General features: G+C 60.6%; 14 protein-coding genes. 6 read left to right on the top strand and 8 right to left on the bottom strand.

From position 1 onward, the window contains the following. Positions 1 to 192: 192 nt before the first annotated feature. From dusB to KBY02_RS00760, 6 genes are all read left to right on the top strand, one after another. A complete protein-coding gene (gene dusB / locus KBY02_RS00785) occupies positions 193 to 1,206 on the top strand; it encodes a tRNA dihydrouridine synthase DusB (protein ID WP_024639759.1) in 1,014 nt (337 codons plus the stop codon). Further along, positions 1,203 to 1,523, top strand: a complete 321-nt coding sequence (fis, locus tag KBY02_RS00780; protein ID WP_002555375.1) for a DNA-binding transcriptional regulator Fis — start codon at positions 1,203 to 1,205, stop codon at positions 1,521 to 1,523. Before dusB ends, fis begins: the two co-directional genes overlap by 4 nt. An 80-nt stretch (positions 1,524 to 1,603) precedes the next feature. Beyond that, positions 1,604 to 3,208 (top strand): bifunctional phosphoribosylaminoimidazolecarboxamide formyltransferase/IMP cyclohydrolase, encoded by a 1,605-nt coding sequence (gene purH / locus KBY02_RS00775; RefSeq protein WP_003399693.1) that lies wholly within the window; start codon positions 1,604 to 1,606, stop codon positions 3,206 to 3,208. Between the two features lie 154 nt (positions 3,209 to 3,362). Further along, the gene (gene purD, locus KBY02_RS00770) at positions 3,363 to 4,658 is read left to right on the top strand and encodes a phosphoribosylamine--glycine ligase (RefSeq protein WP_003399692.1); all 1,296 of its coding nucleotides are present in this window, start codon (positions 3,363 to 3,365) and stop codon (positions 4,656 to 4,658) included. Positions 4,659 to 4,749: 91 nt separating this feature from the next. Next, on the top strand, positions 4,750 to 7,539 hold the full coding sequence (gene retS, locus KBY02_RS00765; RefSeq protein ID WP_225649705.1) for a hybrid sensor histidine kinase/response regulator RetS: 2,790 nt from the start codon (positions 4,750 to 4,752) through the stop codon (positions 7,537 to 7,539). Between the two features lie 69 nt (positions 7,540 to 7,608). After that, a complete protein-coding gene (locus tag KBY02_RS00760) occupies positions 7,609 to 8,205 on the top strand; it encodes a MarC family protein (protein WP_003313945.1) in 597 nt (198 codons plus the stop codon). 6 nt (positions 8,206 to 8,211) lie between these two features. On the opposite strand, the gene KBY02_RS00755 is transcribed toward KBY02_RS00760, so the two are convergent. The 8 genes from KBY02_RS00755 to cobG form a co-directional block, all read right to left on the bottom strand. Continuing rightward, positions 8,212 to 8,847 carry a hypothetical protein gene (locus KBY02_RS00755; protein WP_103754483.1) on the bottom strand — a complete coding sequence of 212 codons (636 nt, stop codon included), beginning with the start codon at positions 8,845 to 8,847 and terminating at the stop codon, positions 8,212 to 8,214. A 35-nt stretch (positions 8,848 to 8,882) separates the two neighbouring features. After that, positions 8,883 to 9,518, bottom strand: a complete 636-nt coding sequence (locus tag KBY02_RS00750; RefSeq protein ID WP_104723099.1) for a hypothetical protein — start codon at positions 9,516 to 9,518, stop codon at positions 8,883 to 8,885. Further along, the gene (locus KBY02_RS00745; protein ID WP_003399687.1) at positions 9,511 to 10,209 is read right to left on the bottom strand and encodes a hypothetical protein; all 699 of its coding nucleotides are present in this window, start codon (positions 10,207 to 10,209) and stop codon (positions 9,511 to 9,513) included. The genes KBY02_RS00750 and KBY02_RS00745 overlap by 8 nt, the downstream gene beginning before the upstream one ends. A gap of 58 nt (positions 10,210 to 10,267) precedes the next feature. After that, positions 10,268 to 11,083 carry a hypothetical protein gene (locus KBY02_RS00740; protein ID WP_024639757.1) on the bottom strand — a complete coding sequence of 272 codons (816 nt, stop codon included), beginning with the start codon at positions 11,081 to 11,083 and terminating at the stop codon, positions 10,268 to 10,270. Positions 11,084 to 11,431: 348 nt separating this feature from the next. Next, positions 11,432 to 13,135 (bottom strand): precorrin-3B C(17)-methyltransferase, encoded by a 1,704-nt coding sequence (gene cobJ / locus KBY02_RS00735; protein ID WP_225649704.1) that lies wholly within the window; start codon positions 13,133 to 13,135, stop codon positions 11,432 to 11,434. Beyond that, positions 13,135 to 13,866: a precorrin-2 C(20)-methyltransferase gene (locus KBY02_RS00730; protein ID WP_003399679.1), complete on the bottom strand. Its 732-nt coding sequence runs from the start codon at positions 13,864 to 13,866 to the stop codon at positions 13,135 to 13,137. The genes cobJ and KBY02_RS00730 overlap by 1 nt, the downstream gene beginning before the upstream one ends. Continuing rightward, positions 13,866 to 14,492 (bottom strand): precorrin-8X methylmutase, encoded by a 627-nt coding sequence (locus KBY02_RS00725; protein WP_003368856.1) that lies wholly within the window; start codon positions 14,490 to 14,492, stop codon positions 13,866 to 13,868. The genes KBY02_RS00730 and KBY02_RS00725 overlap by 1 nt, the downstream gene beginning before the upstream one ends. After that, positions 14,485 to 15,828, bottom strand: coding sequence for a precorrin-3B synthase (gene cobG, locus KBY02_RS00720; protein ID WP_011269016.1), 1,344 nt, complete (start codon positions 15,826 to 15,828; stop codon positions 14,485 to 14,487). The genes KBY02_RS00725 and cobG overlap by 8 nt, the downstream gene beginning before the upstream one ends. Between the last annotated feature and the right edge of the window lie 36 nt (positions 15,829 to 15,864).

Raw genomic sequence — 15,864 nt, 5'->3', positions numbered from 1 at the left:
ACGAGCTGTTCAGATTTTATCCAATTCAGCCTTTATCCAGTCATCGAGAGCGGGTATCATGCCAACCCTTTTTCAAACTCTCGGTTCGTTCTGACGGTGGCGCATGCGGCTGGCGGGATGAGCCGTTGCAGACCGGGTGAAACGGTTTTTACACGGCCTGCGGATGATTTGGCCTCCACAACAGGTAAGGCTATGTCGGCAGTACGCATCGGCCCATATACAGTGCAAAACGGCTTGATTCTCGCCCCGATGGCGGGCGTCACCGACCAGCCTTTCCGTCAGCTGTGCCGAAGACTCGGTGCCGGCCTGGTGGTTTCGGAGATGGTCACCAGTGACATGAGCCTGTGGAACAGCCGCAAATCGCGTCTGCGCATGATCCACGAAGGTGATCCCGAGCCGCGCTCGGTACAGATCGCCGGTGGTGATCCGCAGATGCTGGCAGACGCAGCACGTGCCAATGTCGAACTGGGCGCCCAGATCATCGACATCAACATGGGTTGCCCGGCCAAGAAAGTCTGTAACAAGGCAGCAGGCTCGGCGCTGTTGAAAGATGAACAATTGGTCAACGACATCCTGCAGGCCGTCGTGGCTGCGGTCGATGTACCGGTCACGCTGAAGATCCGCACCGGATGGGATCGCGACAACCGAAATGGCCTGACAGTGGCGAAAATCGCCGAGCAGGCAGGTATTCAGGCACTGGCGGTACACGGGCGAACCCGTGCCGACCTGTACACCGGCGAGGCCGAGTACGACACCATTGCCCTGATCAAACAGGCCGTGTCGATACCGGTCTTTGCCAATGGCGACATCGATTCACCGGAAAAGGCCCGGCACGTGCTGAAGGCTACCGGTGCAGACGGATTACTGATTGGCAGGGCCGCACAGGGGCGTCCCTGGATTTTTCGCGAGATAGAACACTTCCTGCGTACCGGAGAAACACTCCCGGCGCCGCAGTCGAGTGAAGTGGAACGCATTCTGCTTGAGCATCTGGCAGCGCTCCACGTTTTCTATGGAGACGTGATGGGCGTGCGCATTGCACGCAAACACGTCAGTTGGTATCTCGCAACGCTGCCGGGCGCCAGAGAGTTTCGCGCCCACTTCAATCGTTTGGAAGATACGGAAGCACAGTGCGCCAACGTCCGGGAGTTCTTCAGCCAAGGCTGCAAGGGCCCGGATAACGAGAATGATAAAGAGGTGGCCGCATGACGATGATGACCGAGACTTTAGTGAGTGGAACAACACCCGTGAGCGACAACGTCAATTTGAAACAGCACCTCAACACGCCGAGCGAAGAGGGTCAGACCCTGCGCGGAAGTGTCGAGAAGGCGCTGCACAATTATTTCGCCCACCTCGAAGGCGCATCCGTCACTGACGTCTACAACCTGGTGTTGTCGGAAGTCGAGGCTCCGCTTCTGGAAAGCGTGATGAACTACGTCAAGGGCAACCAGACGAAGGCCTCCGAGCTGCTGGGGCTCAATCGCGGCACGCTGCGCAAGAAACTCAAACAGTACGATCTGCTTTAAAGCATTCAAAACAGAAAAGGCGACCTTGCACCGCGGTCGCTTTTTTTTGCTGACTTCTTTTGCTTTTGATGGAAATCGAGATGACCGACCAGACTACCCGCCTGCCGATCCGCCGCGCTCTGATCAGCGTATCCGACAAGACAGGAATCCTTGAGTTTGCCCGCGAGCTTGAAGCGCTGGGCGTCGAGATTCTTTCCACTGGCGGTACGTTCAAGCTGCTCAAGGACAACGGTGTCGCGGCAGTCGAAGTGGCCGACTATACCGGCTTCGCTGAAATGATGGACGGCCGGGTCAAGACCCTGCACCCCATGATCCATGGCGGGATTCTGGGTCGTCGCGGCATAGACGACGCCATCATGACCGAGCACGGCATCAAGCCGATCGATCTGGTTGCGGTCAATCTGTACCCGTTTGAAGCCACTGTCTCCAAGCCGGGCTGCGACCTGCCCACCGCTATCGAAAACATCGACATCGGCGGCCCGACCATGGTCCGCTCCGCGGCGAAGAACCACAAGGACGTCGCCATCGTGGTCAATGCCAGCGATTACGGCCAGGTCCTGGAAAGCCTCAAGGCCGGTGGCCTGACCTACGCCCAGCGCTTCGACCTGATGCTCAAGGCGTTCGAGCACACCGCCGCCTACGACGGCATGATCGCCAACTACCTGGGCGGCGTCGACCAGACCGCCGAAACCCTGAGTACCGAAGGCCGCAGCCAGTTCCCGCGCACCTTCAACACCCAGTTCGTCAAGGCTCAGGAAATGCGCTACGGCGAGAACCCGCACCAGAGTGCCGCGTTCTACGTCGAAGCCAAACCTGCCGAGGTCGGCATTGCCACCGCCACCCAGTTGCAAGGCAAGGAGCTGTCGTTCAACAACGTGGCCGATACCGATGCCGCACTGGAATGCGTCAAGAGCTTCGTCAAACCGGCCTGCGTGATCGTCAAGCACGCCAACCCCTGCGGTGTGGCGGTCTGCCCGGATGATGAAGGCGGCATTCGTCAGGCTTACGAACTGGCCTACGCCACCGACTCCGAGTCGGCATTTGGCGGCATCATCGCCTTCAACCGCGAGCTGGACGCTGCAACCGCCAAGGCCATCGTCGAGCGTCAGTTCGTCGAAGTGATCATCGCACCGAGCGTCAGCGCCGAAGCCCGCGCCATCGTCGCCAGCAAAGCCAACGTACGCCTGCTGACCAGCGGCCAGTGGAGCGAGCGCCTGCCTGCGTGGGACTACAAGCGTGTCAATGGCGGCCTGCTGGTACAGAGCCGTGACATCGGCATGATCACCGAAGCCGACCTCAAGGTCGTCACCCGGCGTGCGCCGACCGAACAGGAAATGCATGACCTGATCTTCGCCTGGAAAGTCGCCAAGTACGTCAAGTCCAACGCCATCGTCTACGCCCGCAACCGCCAGACCGTCGGCGTCGGTGCAGGCCAGATGAGCCGCGTGAACTCGGCACGTATCGCTGCCATCAAGGCTGAACACGCCGGGCTGCAGGTTCAGGGCGCGGTCATGGCCTCCGATGCCTTCTTCCCGTTCCGTGACGGCATCGACAACGCGGCCAAGGTCGGCATCACCGCTGTCATACAGCCAGGCGGCTCGATGCGTGACAATGAAGTGATCGCTGCGGCCGACGAAGCCGGCATCGCGATGGTGTTTACCGGCATGCGCCATTTCAGGCACTAAAGGCAGCTTCAAGCTTCAAGCTTCAAGCTTCAAGCTTCAAGCTTGAGCCTAGCGTATTAACCATTCAAAGCCATGAGCTGCAAGCAAGCTGATCACCCGCGTTTACTTGCAGCTTGTAGCTAACAGCTTGTAGCTACTCCAAAGGAGTCTGTTTTTGAATATTTTGATCATTGGCAGCGGCGGTCGTGAACACGCCCTGGCATGGAAAGTCGCCCAGGACCCGCGCGTGCAGAAGGTGTTTGTCGCACCGGGCAATGCGGGGACGGCGATCGAGGCCAAATGCGAAAACGTGGCCATCGACGTTCTGGCACTGGAACAACTGGCGGATTTCGCTGAAAAGAACGTTGCGCTGACCATCGTCGGCCCTGAAGTACCGCTGGTTGCAGGCGTCGTCGACCTGTTCCGCAGCCGTGGCCTGGACTGCTTCGGCCCGACTGCCGGCGCTGCGCAGCTCGAAGGTTCCAAGGCGTTTACCAAGGACTTCCTGGCGCGCCACAAGATTCCTACTGCCGACTATCAGAACTTCACCGAGATCGAGCCTGCCCTGGCCTATCTGCGTGAAAAGGGCGCGCCTATTGTCATCAAGGCCGACGGCCTGGCCGCAGGCAAGGGCGTGATCGTCGCCATGACCCTGGCAGAAGCCGAAGACGCCGTACGTGACATGCTGGCTGGCAACGCCTTTGGCGACGCCGGTTCGCGCGTTGTCATCGAAGAGTTTCTCGATGGCGAAGAAGCCAGTTTCATTGTCATGGTCGACGGCAAGAATGTATTGCCCATGGCCACCAGCCAGGACCACAAGCGCGTCGGCGACGGCGACAGCGGGCCGAACACCGGCGGCATGGGTGCCTACTCCCCTGCCCCGGTGGTCACCGCCGAGGTTCATCAACGTGTCATGGACCTGGTTATCTGGCCGACCGTCAGGGGCATGGCCGATGAAGGCAACGTTTACACCGGCTTCCTCTATGCTGGTCTGATGATCGATAAAGCGGGTAACCCGAAAGTCATCGAGTTCAATTGCCGCTTCGGCGACCCGGAAACCCAGCCGGTCATGCTGCGTCTGCAATCGAGCCTGGTACTGCTGGTCGAAGCTGCACTGGCGCAGGCGCTGGACAAGATCGAAGCACAGTGGGACCCGCGCCCGAGTCTGGGTATCGTGCTGGCCGCCGGGGGTTATCCTGGCGACTACGCCAAAGGCGCGGTCATCGAAGGTCTGGACGCAGCGGCACAGCTCGAAGGCAAGATCTTCCATGCAGGCACAGCCTTGCAGGATGAGCGTGTCGTGACCAGCGGTGGTCGTGTACTGTGTGCCACAGCACTGGGTGACAGCGTGGGCAACGCGCAGGAAAATGCCTACGCGCTGGCCGCAAAAGTCGACTGGCAAGGGTGTTTCTACCGCAAGGACATTGGCTACCGAGCCATTGCCCGTGAGCGTGGCGAAGACCAGGAATAATCGATCGGACCAGCCTCTTCAAACAGAGGCTGGCCGGTTGCTCCGGTATTCGCGGTTTTTACCAGGCATTCACTCACGAAGGGATTTCATTGTGCGCTGGCTCAGGATTGCCATAGCCTCAACCGTCGGACTGCTGACTCTGCTGTTCATGCTTTCGGCACAGGCAGAGCATGGTGCAGGCTGGTCTACGCTGCTCGACGAAAAGGCCCACCTGACGCTGGATGAAATCCGCTCGGCGCGCTATCAGAATCAATTCAGCCCCATCGAGCTGGAACGTGTCACGGCTGCGGATCGCGACAGCGCATTATGGCTGCACTACCGCCTGCAACCGACCCAGCACGAGCAATTGCTGCGCATCTTCGCCCCGGACCTGTCCAGCGCCGACATGTATGTCATGGACGGCGATCGACAGATTGATCATGTACGCACGGGCAATGACGTACCGATTGAAGATCAGCGACTGCCGTCCAACGATTTCCTGCTGCCGGTTCCGCAAAGCTCGGCCCCGCTGGATATCTACCTGAGGCTGGTCTCCGCGCAGAAAATGCGCCCCAGCATTACCCTTGAACCGGCCATCGCAAGCGCCGCCAATGAGACTCAGCCATTGCTGTTCGGGCTGCTGTTTGGCGCACTGTCCATGCTGATCGTGCAGAACCTGACGCGTTACGGGCACACCCGGTCGCGCAGCAATCTGTGGCTGGCCGCCTGCGAATCGTTACTCGGGCTCAGTGCCCTGTTGCTCCTCAACCTGCTGCGCCCGATCGACCCGTGGAATATCGCGCAAACCCCGAGCGCGCACCTGGCACTGTTGCTGGCCGCTGTCGCAGGCCTGATCTACACCTACTGTTTCTTCGTCCACCGCAGTGCCCGCAAGCTCGATCGCCTGTTGCTGGGCAACGCGGTGCTCATGGGGATCGGCGCCCTGCTGGTGCTGTTCGACGAAAAGCTGCCGATCAATTTCCTGACGTTCGGCCTGGTCTCGTTGACGACATTGAGCATTCTGGCGGTGTCGATGTGGCACTGGCAGAAGGGCTATCGCTCGGCGCGCCTGTTTGTCCTGGGGATGATCACCTTCAATATCGGCTACATGGTGGTCCTGCCCGGCCTGCTGTGGCTGAGCCTGGTGCCGCCGCAATGGCTGATACTGGCGCTGCTCAGCGTGTTCTGCATCAGCGGTGTGCTGATGAGCCTGGCGCTCAGCGAGCGCCATCGCAGCATCACCGAAGACCGTTTCAGCATCAGCCGCGATCAGGCGGCCAGCACCGCCGAAATCAACGCCAAAGCCGAGTTTCTGGCCAAGATCAGCCACGAGATTCGCACCCCGATGAATGGCGTGCTGGGCATGACCGAGCTGCTGCTCGGCACCCCGCTGTCGGTCAAGCAGCGCGATTACGTGCAGACCATCCACAGTGCCGGTAACGAACTGCTGACGCTGATCAACGAGATTCTCGACATCACCAAGCTCGAGTCAGGGCAGATCGAACTGGACGACGTGCAGTTCGACATCGGCGCGCTGGTCGAGGACTGCCTGAATATCTTCCGCGCCAAGGCCGAGCAGCAACAGGTCGAACTGATCAGCCAGATCCAGCCGCAGGTGCCACGTGTCATCAATGGTGATCCGACTCGCCTGCGCCAGACATTGCTGAGCCTGCTGGAAAATGCCCTGAAGAAGACCGACGAAGGGGAAATTCTGCTGGCCGTATCCCTTGAGTCATCGAAAAGCGGCAATACGCGGCTGCGTATTTCGGTGCAGGACAGCGGCGAATCGCTTTCCGACGAAGAGCGTGAAGAGCTGCTGCACGCCGAACTGCACAGCCGTAACTTCCTGGCCAGCAGCCGGCTCGGCGGCCACCTCGGGCTGGTGATCGCTCGTCAGTTGATCGTACTGATGGATGGCGAGTTCGGCATTCAGAACACGGGTGCGCAAGGTAATACGCTGTGGCTGAACCTGCCGCTGGACGCAAAGCTGCTTGAACAGCCGACCATCGATCTGGACAGCCCGCTCAAAGACGCCAGGGTGCTGGTGGTCGACGACAACGACACGTGCCGCAAAGTGCTGGTCCAGCAATGCAGCGCCTGGGGCCTGAATGTCAGCGCAGTGGCGTCCGGCAAGGAGGCACTGGCCCTGCTCAGAACCAAGGCGCACCTGCGCGACTATTTCGATGTGGTCCTGCTCGATCAGAACATGCCAGGCATGACCGGCATGCAACTGGCCGCCAAGATCAAGGAAGATCCAAGCCTGAATCACGACATTCTGTTGATCATGCTGACCGGCATCAGCAATGCGCCCAGCAAGATCATCGCGCGCAACTCCGGCATCAAGCGCATTCTGGCCAAACCGGTGGCAGGCTACACGCTCAAGACCACGCTGGCCGATGAACTGACTCAGTTGAACAAGGGTGTCGTGTCGAACAAGCCTGGCCCGGTCGTGACTCCGCCGGTCAACGTCCCTGGCGACTTCCGGATTCTGGTGGCCGAAGACAACAGCATTTCGACCAAGGTCATCCGCGGCATGCTCGGCAAGCTCAACCTCAACCCCGATACCGCGAGTAATGGCGAAGAGGCGTTACGTGCCATGAAGGCGCAGCGTTATGACCTGGTGTTGATGGACTGCGAGATGCCGATACTCGACGGCTTCTCGGCCACCGAGCAATTGCGCGCCTGGGAAGTCGGCAATCAGCGTGTACGTACCCCGGTCGTTGCACTGACCGCGCATATTCTCACCGAGCACAAGGACCGCGCGCGCCAGGCCGGCATGGACGGCCACATGGCCAAGCCCATCGAATTGTCCCAGTTGCGCGAGCTGGTGGAGCACTGGGTGGCGCACCGTGACAAGGCCCGCGGGCTGACGTCGGACGGCGAGCACTATCGGCAAAACTGACAGCGACGGGAAAGGCCTGTGGCCTGATAGACTGGCGATGCCATCCACCTGCTGCTGTGAGTCGAAGCCATGCTTCACGTGTTGTTCAGCGTCTATCTGAAAATGCTGGTGCTTTACAGCCCGTTTTTCGTTCTTTCCTGCTTCATCAGCCTCACGCGTGGTCACTCGCGCAAGGAACAGCGACGCCTGGCCTGGAAGGTGGCACTGGCGACACTGGTTTCCAGCGTATTGCTCTATCTGTTCGGACGCGTGATTTTCGATGTATTCGGCATCACCGTGGATGCGTTCCGGATTGGTGCCGGCAGCGTGCTGTTCATATCGGCACTGGGCATGGCCCAGGGCAAGTCGGCGGTGCAGACCGACAATATCCAGCAGGATGTGACCATCGTTCCTTTGACCATCCCGCTTACCGTCGGCCCCGGCACGATCGGTGCGCTGCTGGTCATGGGCGTCAGTCAGCCCCACTGGGACGACAAACTCACCGCCATCCTGAGTATTGCGCTGGCCAGCCTGACCGTAGGCGTCGTGCTTTACCTCTCCAACCGTATCGAACGAATCCTCGGCGATCAGGGTTTGCAGATTGTCAGCCGCTTGATGGGGTTGTTCGTCTGTGCGCTGGCCGCGCAAATCATCTTCACCGGCATCCGGGGCTACCTGCTGCCCTGACCGGATTCAGATACTTGCAGCGCGCACCAGCCCCTGCGCCCTGCCGTCCAGATAATCCATCACCTCGTCACGGTGTGCTGCATACGCCTTAGTGTCAAACGTGTAACTGCCACCTTTGAAGTGAAACAGCAGCCGTCGGCTACCTGCCGCATACTCGTCCACGCTGAGATGCAGACTGCACAACAACAGAAGGACTCGATCAGGTTCATACTTTTCGCAGGGCACGACTTGAAAACTGCCCAGACGTCCCTGATCGAAGCCGTTTTGAAAGTACGACTCTGCTGCCTGATTCACTCCCAACGCTGCGACAGCGCGCTGCACCAGGCCGCCAAGACGTTTGCGGTCCGCAGGATGGCTGACCTTGAACGTCGCGTCCAACAAATCGTCGGCACTGCTCACCACCAGTGAGTCACCCAGGACCACACCCTTTTGCTGTATACCGCGCGCCTTGAGGCGGCTGCGGTAGTAATGCATCCAGCTGCCCCATTGGGCCTTGAAATCAAACTGCCTGTCTGCGAACAACTGAGCGTCCAGAAGCACGTTCTGAATATCCGTGCGCTCCTCGCTCGCAAGCCCGGGCAGGAACGCCACCATACTGGGGATAGTGCCCAGATAGGCCGCATTGCCTGTGTCTGCACTCATTTGCGTTACTCCCTTCCATGGGCTTGTCCAGGTTGCTAAAGACTGATGATTTCGGCTGCGGCACGATCAGCCAGGGTGTCCTGCACAACCTGGCGAAAAGGCTCGAAGCTCTGGCGACTGAAGCGGAATGCAGTACCTACGACATGCACCTGCATTTCTCCGCCAAGAACCTGCCAAAAATAAAGCGCGGGTCTCAACGCAATGGTCGTCATCTGCAGGCTGCACAACAGGATCGTCACCTCGTCTTCGCTGTGCATTGAACACGGTATGAGTTGAAAGCTTTCAGAACGTCCTGACGTAAACCAACTACTGAAAAACGTCTTCGCATGATCACTGCTCAGTAGCCTGTCGAGCGAACTGCGATATAGCTGGCGAAGCTCGCCAGCGTTATCGAACACTGGAAGCTGCAAGCTGCCAATGTCGCTGAAACTGTGAATCTTCAAACGCGCATCGTTGATCCCGGCGCCATGCGAACCGCCCGTGGCGGCAATCGAGCGCAGGTAAACATCCAGCCATGCACGCCAGTTTCCCCTGGAAGAATGGCGATCATCTGCGACCAGTTTGGCATGGTGCAGACAATCGATTATGTCCTGGCGCAAATCAGGCTCGATGTTGCGGGCAAAGGACACCAGGCTGGCACCCGTGAGCAGGGCGTTATCCGGATCAGACATCAGGACTGCCCCCAAGCGACATGATCAGACCAGCGCGTTTGCTCGACAGCGCGGTATCGATGCCATCGCGAAACTGTGAATAGACCTGTTCGAACAGTTGCATCGCATAGACGGTCACAGCGATGTTGCCGTAGATATTCCTTGGCTCGATGACCTCGAAAAGAAATCCGGATGGCAACGGCTGACGCGTGGCGAACTGAAACTGCGCCAGCTTCAGGTTCTGCCGGGTGTCGACGAACGCCATTTGCAGAACCACGCTGACCTGCAATCTTCCTGCGTGATTCAAACCGCTCTGTACGCTCTGACTGCGCAGCAGATCAAGCGCTTCGCTGCCGACGGACTGATTGCCCACCCTGCGCATGAACGACTCTGCCTGCAGCAGAGTGTCGGCTGACACGAAGGGTGCAAGCGCGCGCGCCATGCAACTCCATACCGTTTCGGCAGACTCTGCCGGCAAAGGCTGGCTGACATGTTCGTTGGCACTCGGCAACCAGCCGAAACGCTGCGCTGCGGCGAGACGGGTTTCATTCCATTTTTCGGGTTCGGCAAACTTTGAGTGTTGCTTCGATGCGGCCAACTGCACGTACAGCATCGAGTCCAGCACATCGTTTTTCAGGGAGACCGGCTGCGGCTCAGGGAAAAACATCAAACAACCCGCATTGACGACTACGGCATCCAATTCCTGCTTCATGGGAAAATTCCTTTTATCCCGGAAGCGGAGGCAGTCCGTGCCTCCGCAAACACTCCGATCAGATGTCGAACTCTGCGATCGCACGACTGGCGTTATCATCCAGCCGTTGCTGGATCAGGTCGCGATGGCGCGCATACAGAGCCGTGTTGAGCAACAGGCTGTCCTCGCCTTTCCAGGTCTGGACACTGGTGTCCTGCCACTCCCAGAACAGCACGTTGGTGACGTCGCTGTCAGCCTGAAAACTGACTGCTGCCATAGCCAGACTCACAATGTTGTCCTCGGATTCGATACAGGAGGCGATACGGAAGCTGCCGCCACGGTGTGACTTGGTCTGGTTCTCGAACAGGCGCAGGGGTTCTTTTTTGGCTTTCAACGCGGCGATGGCATCTGCAGCCACCTTGAGCATCAGCAGCGATGCAGGTCCGGGCAACGCGGCAGCTGTAATGGCCGAACCGAGGATTTCCAGACCGACTTCGTCCATGGTGAAACGCTGCTGGGTAGCACGATAGCGCGCATAGCTCCACTGGGTGGAAAGCCAGCCCACCTTCGAGAGCACTTCGTTGAATTTGTCATACCACTGATCGCCCTGGGTTTCAGAGCTGAACGCCTTGTTGGCCACGAGGGTGGCGAACAGAAAGGAATTCATGACGTCCTGCTTGCTCTGCGCCGAGATACCGCTGGCAAATGCCAGCAGACTGCCTGCGACCACCGCGCCTTCATTGCCGGAGCTTGCGTCAGTGACGTCACGTGCCTCAAGTAACCCGGGGGTTGCTGCGGCCGCATAGGCGGCCAACAAAGGAGGGCATTCAGCCAGCTCGCAGGCGGCGATGTAATCGAGGTTGTCAGTGCTGTTCATGGTTTTTTCCTGTGTCATTTCATTAGTCCTTTAATTCATGAGTCCTGATGGACTGAATCGAGACTAACGAAATAACTCAGGCCGTTTTTTCGGCGCTTTCCGGTTGTCCTCTGATGGCTTCCAGGCACCTGGCGGTTGCGCTCGATACGCAGAACAAAATTCGACCCGCCGCCTGCCTCCCGGTATACCGCAGGTGAGCGAACATTCCCGGGAGGTTTCTGGAATCGGACTACGGCCGACGCAGGTTGGAGAGCGCCGATTCGCTCAGGCCTGTGAGCCGATACACAGGCCCACAGGCTTGAAGTGACATCGACACTTCAGCACTTTCCCGCGATAGAGAGCTGCAGGTATGACACGCGGGCGCGGTCACGCTGTAGGCTTGTTGCCGTACCAACGCGGCGTATAGACCCAGTTGCCGCCTTCGTGGCGAGGAAAGGTGCACGTCAGGGAAGAGCCGATCAACACCATGGTGCGCATGTCCACCTGTTCCGGGGTCAATTCGCCCAGCGTGATAACCCTCAATGTCTGCCCGGGACGGCCGATATCGCGCCCCAGCGTCACGGGGGTTTCAGGGATGCGATGCTGGCGGACAATCTCCAGCGCACGCCCCAGTTGCCAGGGCCGGGAGCGGGATATCGGGTTGTAGAACGCCAGCGCCAGATCGGCCTGGCAGGCAAGGTCCAGACGCTTTTCGATGATGTCCCAGGGCTTGAGGTTGTCGGACAGCGACAGCACACAGAAATCATGCCCCAACGGCGCACCGGCCTGGGCGGCGGTGGCCAGAGAGGCCGAGACACCGGGCAGAATTTCCAGCTCGACCGCATGCCAGTGAGGATTATCCGACGCATGCAACGCTTCAAGCACCGCTGAAGCCATGGCGAAAACCCCCGGATCACCGGACGACACCACGACCACCGAACGGCCTTGAGCAGCCAGTTCAAAGGCATGCCGGGCGCGCTGCATTTCTTCACGATTGTCAGTGCAGTGCAGTACCTGATCAGCGCGAAACGGCCCCGCCATGCGCACGTAGGTTTCATAGCCCAGCACATCATTGGCACGTGCCAGTTCGGCCTTGACCGCAGGCACCATCAGGTCTGCTGCGCCAGGACCCAGACCAATGACTGCAACGCGGCCACGCCCGCGGCCGATGCTCTGCACCTCCAGCGGTTGCGCCGCGACGGCAATCGCGGTGTGGGCATCGACGCAGAGCGGTGGCAACAGCTGCGGCACAGCCTTCATGGCCATCTCGCCGGCCGCAGCGGCGCTGACGAATCGCACCGCAACGTCCAGCTCGGCGGCAGCCTTGTGCAGGTGCGGATTGGCCATCTGCTCCTCGGCCGCCAACAGACAGGCCAAGGACTGCCCGGCGATACGTGCCTCACGCAGGGCCGAGCGCACGTGCTCAGCCAGTTCGTCGGTGAGCTCAGTCACCGCCACCAGCACGTTACGTGGGTAGATCAGCAATTCATGGGGCGAAGGATCGCGCAGGGCACTGCCGACATGAATGGCCAGCGCCGCCTGTGGATCTTCGGGCAGTTGCGTCTGAGCCAGCCAGGGGGCTTCACCCTCGATGCGCACGGGTTCGCCGGACAGCAGGTCGGAAACGAAACGCTTGCCCAGCTCCAGATCGCCCAACGCATAGCCGCTTGGCGGATTGAGCAGGCAGGTGCCGAAACGCAGCTCGCCGCTGGTGGTGATCGCCGGCGCAACGCCAAGCCCGCTGGCGATGCTGCGCGCCAGGACATTCACCCCGCCAAGGCCGCCAAGCAGCGGCACCACCGCGCTGCCGTCTTCGGCCACGGCGAGCACCGGCGGTTCGGCGCCCTTCTCCAGCAGCACGGCGGCCAGGGTGCGGATAACGATACCGGCTGCGCAAAGAGCGATGATCGGCGTGTTCTGTTGATACAACTGACGCAACGTCGCGCCGAAGTCGCTGTAAGCGCGGTCGGCCCCCTGTACGCGCTCGGCCAGGCCATGAATCAGCGCATCGGGAAACAGCTGTTGAATGCGCCGCGCGGTAGCAAGGCTGCCATTGCCGAGAATGACGATGGCCGGAGTCATGGAGGTCATCAGCCTTGCCACCTGTCGCCCGGGACGATAATCAGCGAAAAATACGGCGAAGACATCGGGTCGACCTGATCCAGCGGGACGATTTTCTGGTTGCTCATCGTGGCGCGCTCGACATACAGCGCACGCCCGGCCATCCCCAGCTCGGTCAGCACTTCGCGGACCTTGTGGAAGTTGCGCCCCAGTTTCATGATCACCGCCGCGTCGGCATCGGCCAGCTTGCGTTTCAGGTCATCGTGGGGCAGCACACCGGACAGCACCGACAGGCTCTGATTGCGATACACCAGCGGTGCGCCCAGCACCGAAGCACCGCCAAGCATCGAGCACACGCCCGGAATCACTTCAGCGTCGTAGTGCTCGGCCAGACGATCGTGCAGGTACATGTAGGAGCCATAGAAAAACGGATCGCCTTCGCAGATCACCGCCACGTCGCGTCCGGCGTCCAGGTGTGCGGCGATGTGCCGGCTGGATTCGTCGTAGAAGTCGCTGATGAGCTTTTCGTAGGACAGTGTCGCCGGCAATGCCTCGGTAGTGACCGGGTAGACCAGCGGCATCAGGGTCTGAACGTCCTGCAGATGCGCTTCGATGATGCCGAAGGCGTTGCCCTTTTTGCCCTTGGCCACGAAATACGCCACCACCGGCGACTCGCGCAGCAGGCGCAGGGCCTTGACGGTGATCAGCTCCGGATCGCCAGGACCGACGCCCAGGCCAATCAATCGACCGCGTGCCTGCATCATTCGATCTCCGTGGCCAGTGCGTTGACAGCGGCCACGGCCATGGCGCTGCCGCCACGACGGCCCTGCATGATCACGAACGGCACGCCGCGGCTATCGGCGGCGAGCATCGCCTTGGACTCGGCGGCGCCGACAAAGCCGACCGGAAAGCCGAGAATCAGTGCAGGTTTGGGCGCACCGGCATCGAGCATTTCCAACAGATAGAACAGCGCGGTCGGCGCGTTGCCGATGACCACTACGCTGCCTTCCAGGTGCGGACGCCACAGCTCAAGCGCCACCGCAGAACGCGTATTGCCCAACTCCAGAGCCATTTCCCGCACGCCTTCATCATGCAGGGTGCAGATGATCGGGTTATTGGCGGGCAGCCGGGTGCGGGTGATGCCTTCGGAGACCATGCGCGCATCACACAGGATCGGCGCTCCGGCGGCCAGAGCGTTGCGCCCGGCGGTACCGGCACCCGGCGAGAAGCGCAGGTCTTCGATGACTTCGACCATCCCGCAGGCATGGATCACGCGCACGGCGAGTTTTTCCAGGTCGGCAGGGATCGTGTCAAGACGCGCTTCGGCGCGAATGATCGAGAAAGAGTTGCGATATATCTCCTGACCATCGCGGATGTAATCAATCATGCATGTTGCTCCGTGAGCCGGCGTTCAACTGCGCGCCGACTGCTTCAATAGTAAGGTTGCGCGCGCGCAGCACGCCGAAACCGGCATGCGCTGCATCGCGAAAATAAAGATCGTAACGGCCCGGCGCGACAGCCAGCAAGGTCACTGGCGCTACGTGGGCGGCGGCGCAGGAACGCGTGCAGCCGCTCAAGTGAATAGCCTGGCCGGTATCAAGTGCCGCAGCCAGTTGCAGGGCGTCGGCCTTGGTGTCGGCCAGCCCCTTGGCGCATCCGGCAGAACCGGTACAGGCGAGCATCTGCGCCAGCGGTTGCTCGGCAGAACCTGCGAAGCCGGATGCCTGCAACTCGTCCAGCACCGCTGCCGCGCGCTCGACCGGCACGTTGGGCAGCAACAGGCTTTGCCAGGGCGTCAGGCGCAGCGTGCCGTCGCCCTGATCCGCAGCCAGTTGCGCCACGCTGCAAAGCATCGCCGCATCGAGACGCCCCAACGGTACTGCAGCGCCCACCGCCACCTGATTCGGCTGGGCCTGTGGATAAACACCGATATGCCGAGTGCCTTGAATGGCCGGACGCTGCCAATCGGTGATCGCCTTATCGGTCCGCACTGTGCAGGCGGACCGGGTCGACAGCTCACGCAGCAGATCGGCGGTCGATACCTCGGTCAGCAGGTGCCGCATCCGGGTGTGCTCGGGACGGGCCAGGTCGAGAAACAGCTCCAGCAGTGCGACAACCAGCATCTTCCCTTCGGCTAGAGGGACAGCGGCCAGCGGTCGGTCATGGGCCGGGCAGCCGGCCAGGCCGAACGCCAGCAGCACTTCGTCGTCGCGTTTCAGCGCCGACAGCCACACGTCGTGCGGGTGTTCGAGCATGACCAACGCTTCACCAGCATCCAGCGACAAGGCGAACTTGGGTGACAGCTCATGAAAACGCGGGTGATGTTCCAGCGCGTCGAGAATCTGCGCTGCCAGCGGCCGGGCATCGAAGAGCATCTGCGGGTCCAGCCCGGCCGTCGGGCTGAGCATCAGGTTACGCACATCGTCGCTGGCCGGGTTGGCGGGGCCGAGCCCTGCCGCCATCAAGGCACCGATCAACCCGTCATGATCGGCACCAATGCCGCGAATCTGCAGGTTGGCGCGGTTGGTGGCTTCGATAACCCCCTGTGCGTACGTGCGCGCGGCCTCGGCAACGGCCATAGCCTGCGCACTGCTGATCACCCCGCCCGCCAGCTTGATCCGGCAGATCCCGCCGTCCAGTGCCGGGACGATACGCAGCAACCCCGGACAGGCCGAGGGGCGTAGCGTTGCAGAGGATGTGCGAGCGGACTGCTGCTCGTTCAATGGGTCACCCGATGTGAACTGGCTGGAAACGGACGT

It is taken from the genome of Pseudomonas sp. P129, assembly GCF_020312195.1.
GTDB lineage: Bacteria > Pseudomonadota > Gammaproteobacteria > Pseudomonadales > Pseudomonadaceae > Aquipseudomonas > Aquipseudomonas fragariae.
This window is presented reverse-complemented; position numbering and strand designations above follow the sequence as displayed.

Coding starts and splice junctions, on each gene's coding strand:
- dusB (WP_024639759.1), top strand. CDS start 193: ATGTCGGCAGTACGCATCGGCCCATATACAGTGCAAAACGGCTTGATT.
- cobJ (WP_225649704.1), bottom strand. CDS start 13,135: ATGACCTCCATGACTCCGGCCATCGTCATTCTCGGCAATGGCAGCCTT.
- KBY02_RS00730 (WP_003399679.1), bottom strand. CDS start 13,866: ATGCAGGCACGCGGTCGATTGATTGGCCTGGGCGTCGGTCCTGGCGAT.
- purH (WP_003399693.1), top strand. CDS start 1,604: ATGACCGACCAGACTACCCGCCTGCCGATCCGCCGCGCTCTGATCAGC.
- KBY02_RS00760 (WP_003313945.1), top strand. CDS start 7,609: ATGCTTCACGTGTTGTTCAGCGTCTATCTGAAAATGCTGGTGCTTTAC.
- KBY02_RS00725 (WP_003368856.1), bottom strand. CDS start 14,492: ATGATTGATTACATCCGCGATGGTCAGGAGATATATCGCAACTCTTTC.
- KBY02_RS00750 (WP_104723099.1), bottom strand. CDS start 9,518: ATGTCTGATCCGGATAACGCCCTGCTCACGGGTGCCAGCCTGGTGTCC.
- fis (WP_002555375.1), top strand. CDS start 1,203: ATGACGATGATGACCGAGACTTTAGTGAGTGGAACAACACCCGTGAGC.
- KBY02_RS00755 (WP_103754483.1), bottom strand. CDS start 8,847: ATGAGTGCAGACACAGGCAATGCGGCCTATCTGGGCACTATCCCCAGT.
- KBY02_RS00740 (WP_024639757.1), bottom strand. CDS start 11,083: ATGACACAGGAAAAAACCATGAACAGCACTGACAACCTCGATTACATC.
- KBY02_RS00745 (WP_003399687.1), bottom strand. CDS start 10,209: ATGAAGCAGGAATTGGATGCCGTAGTCGTCAATGCGGGTTGTTTGATG.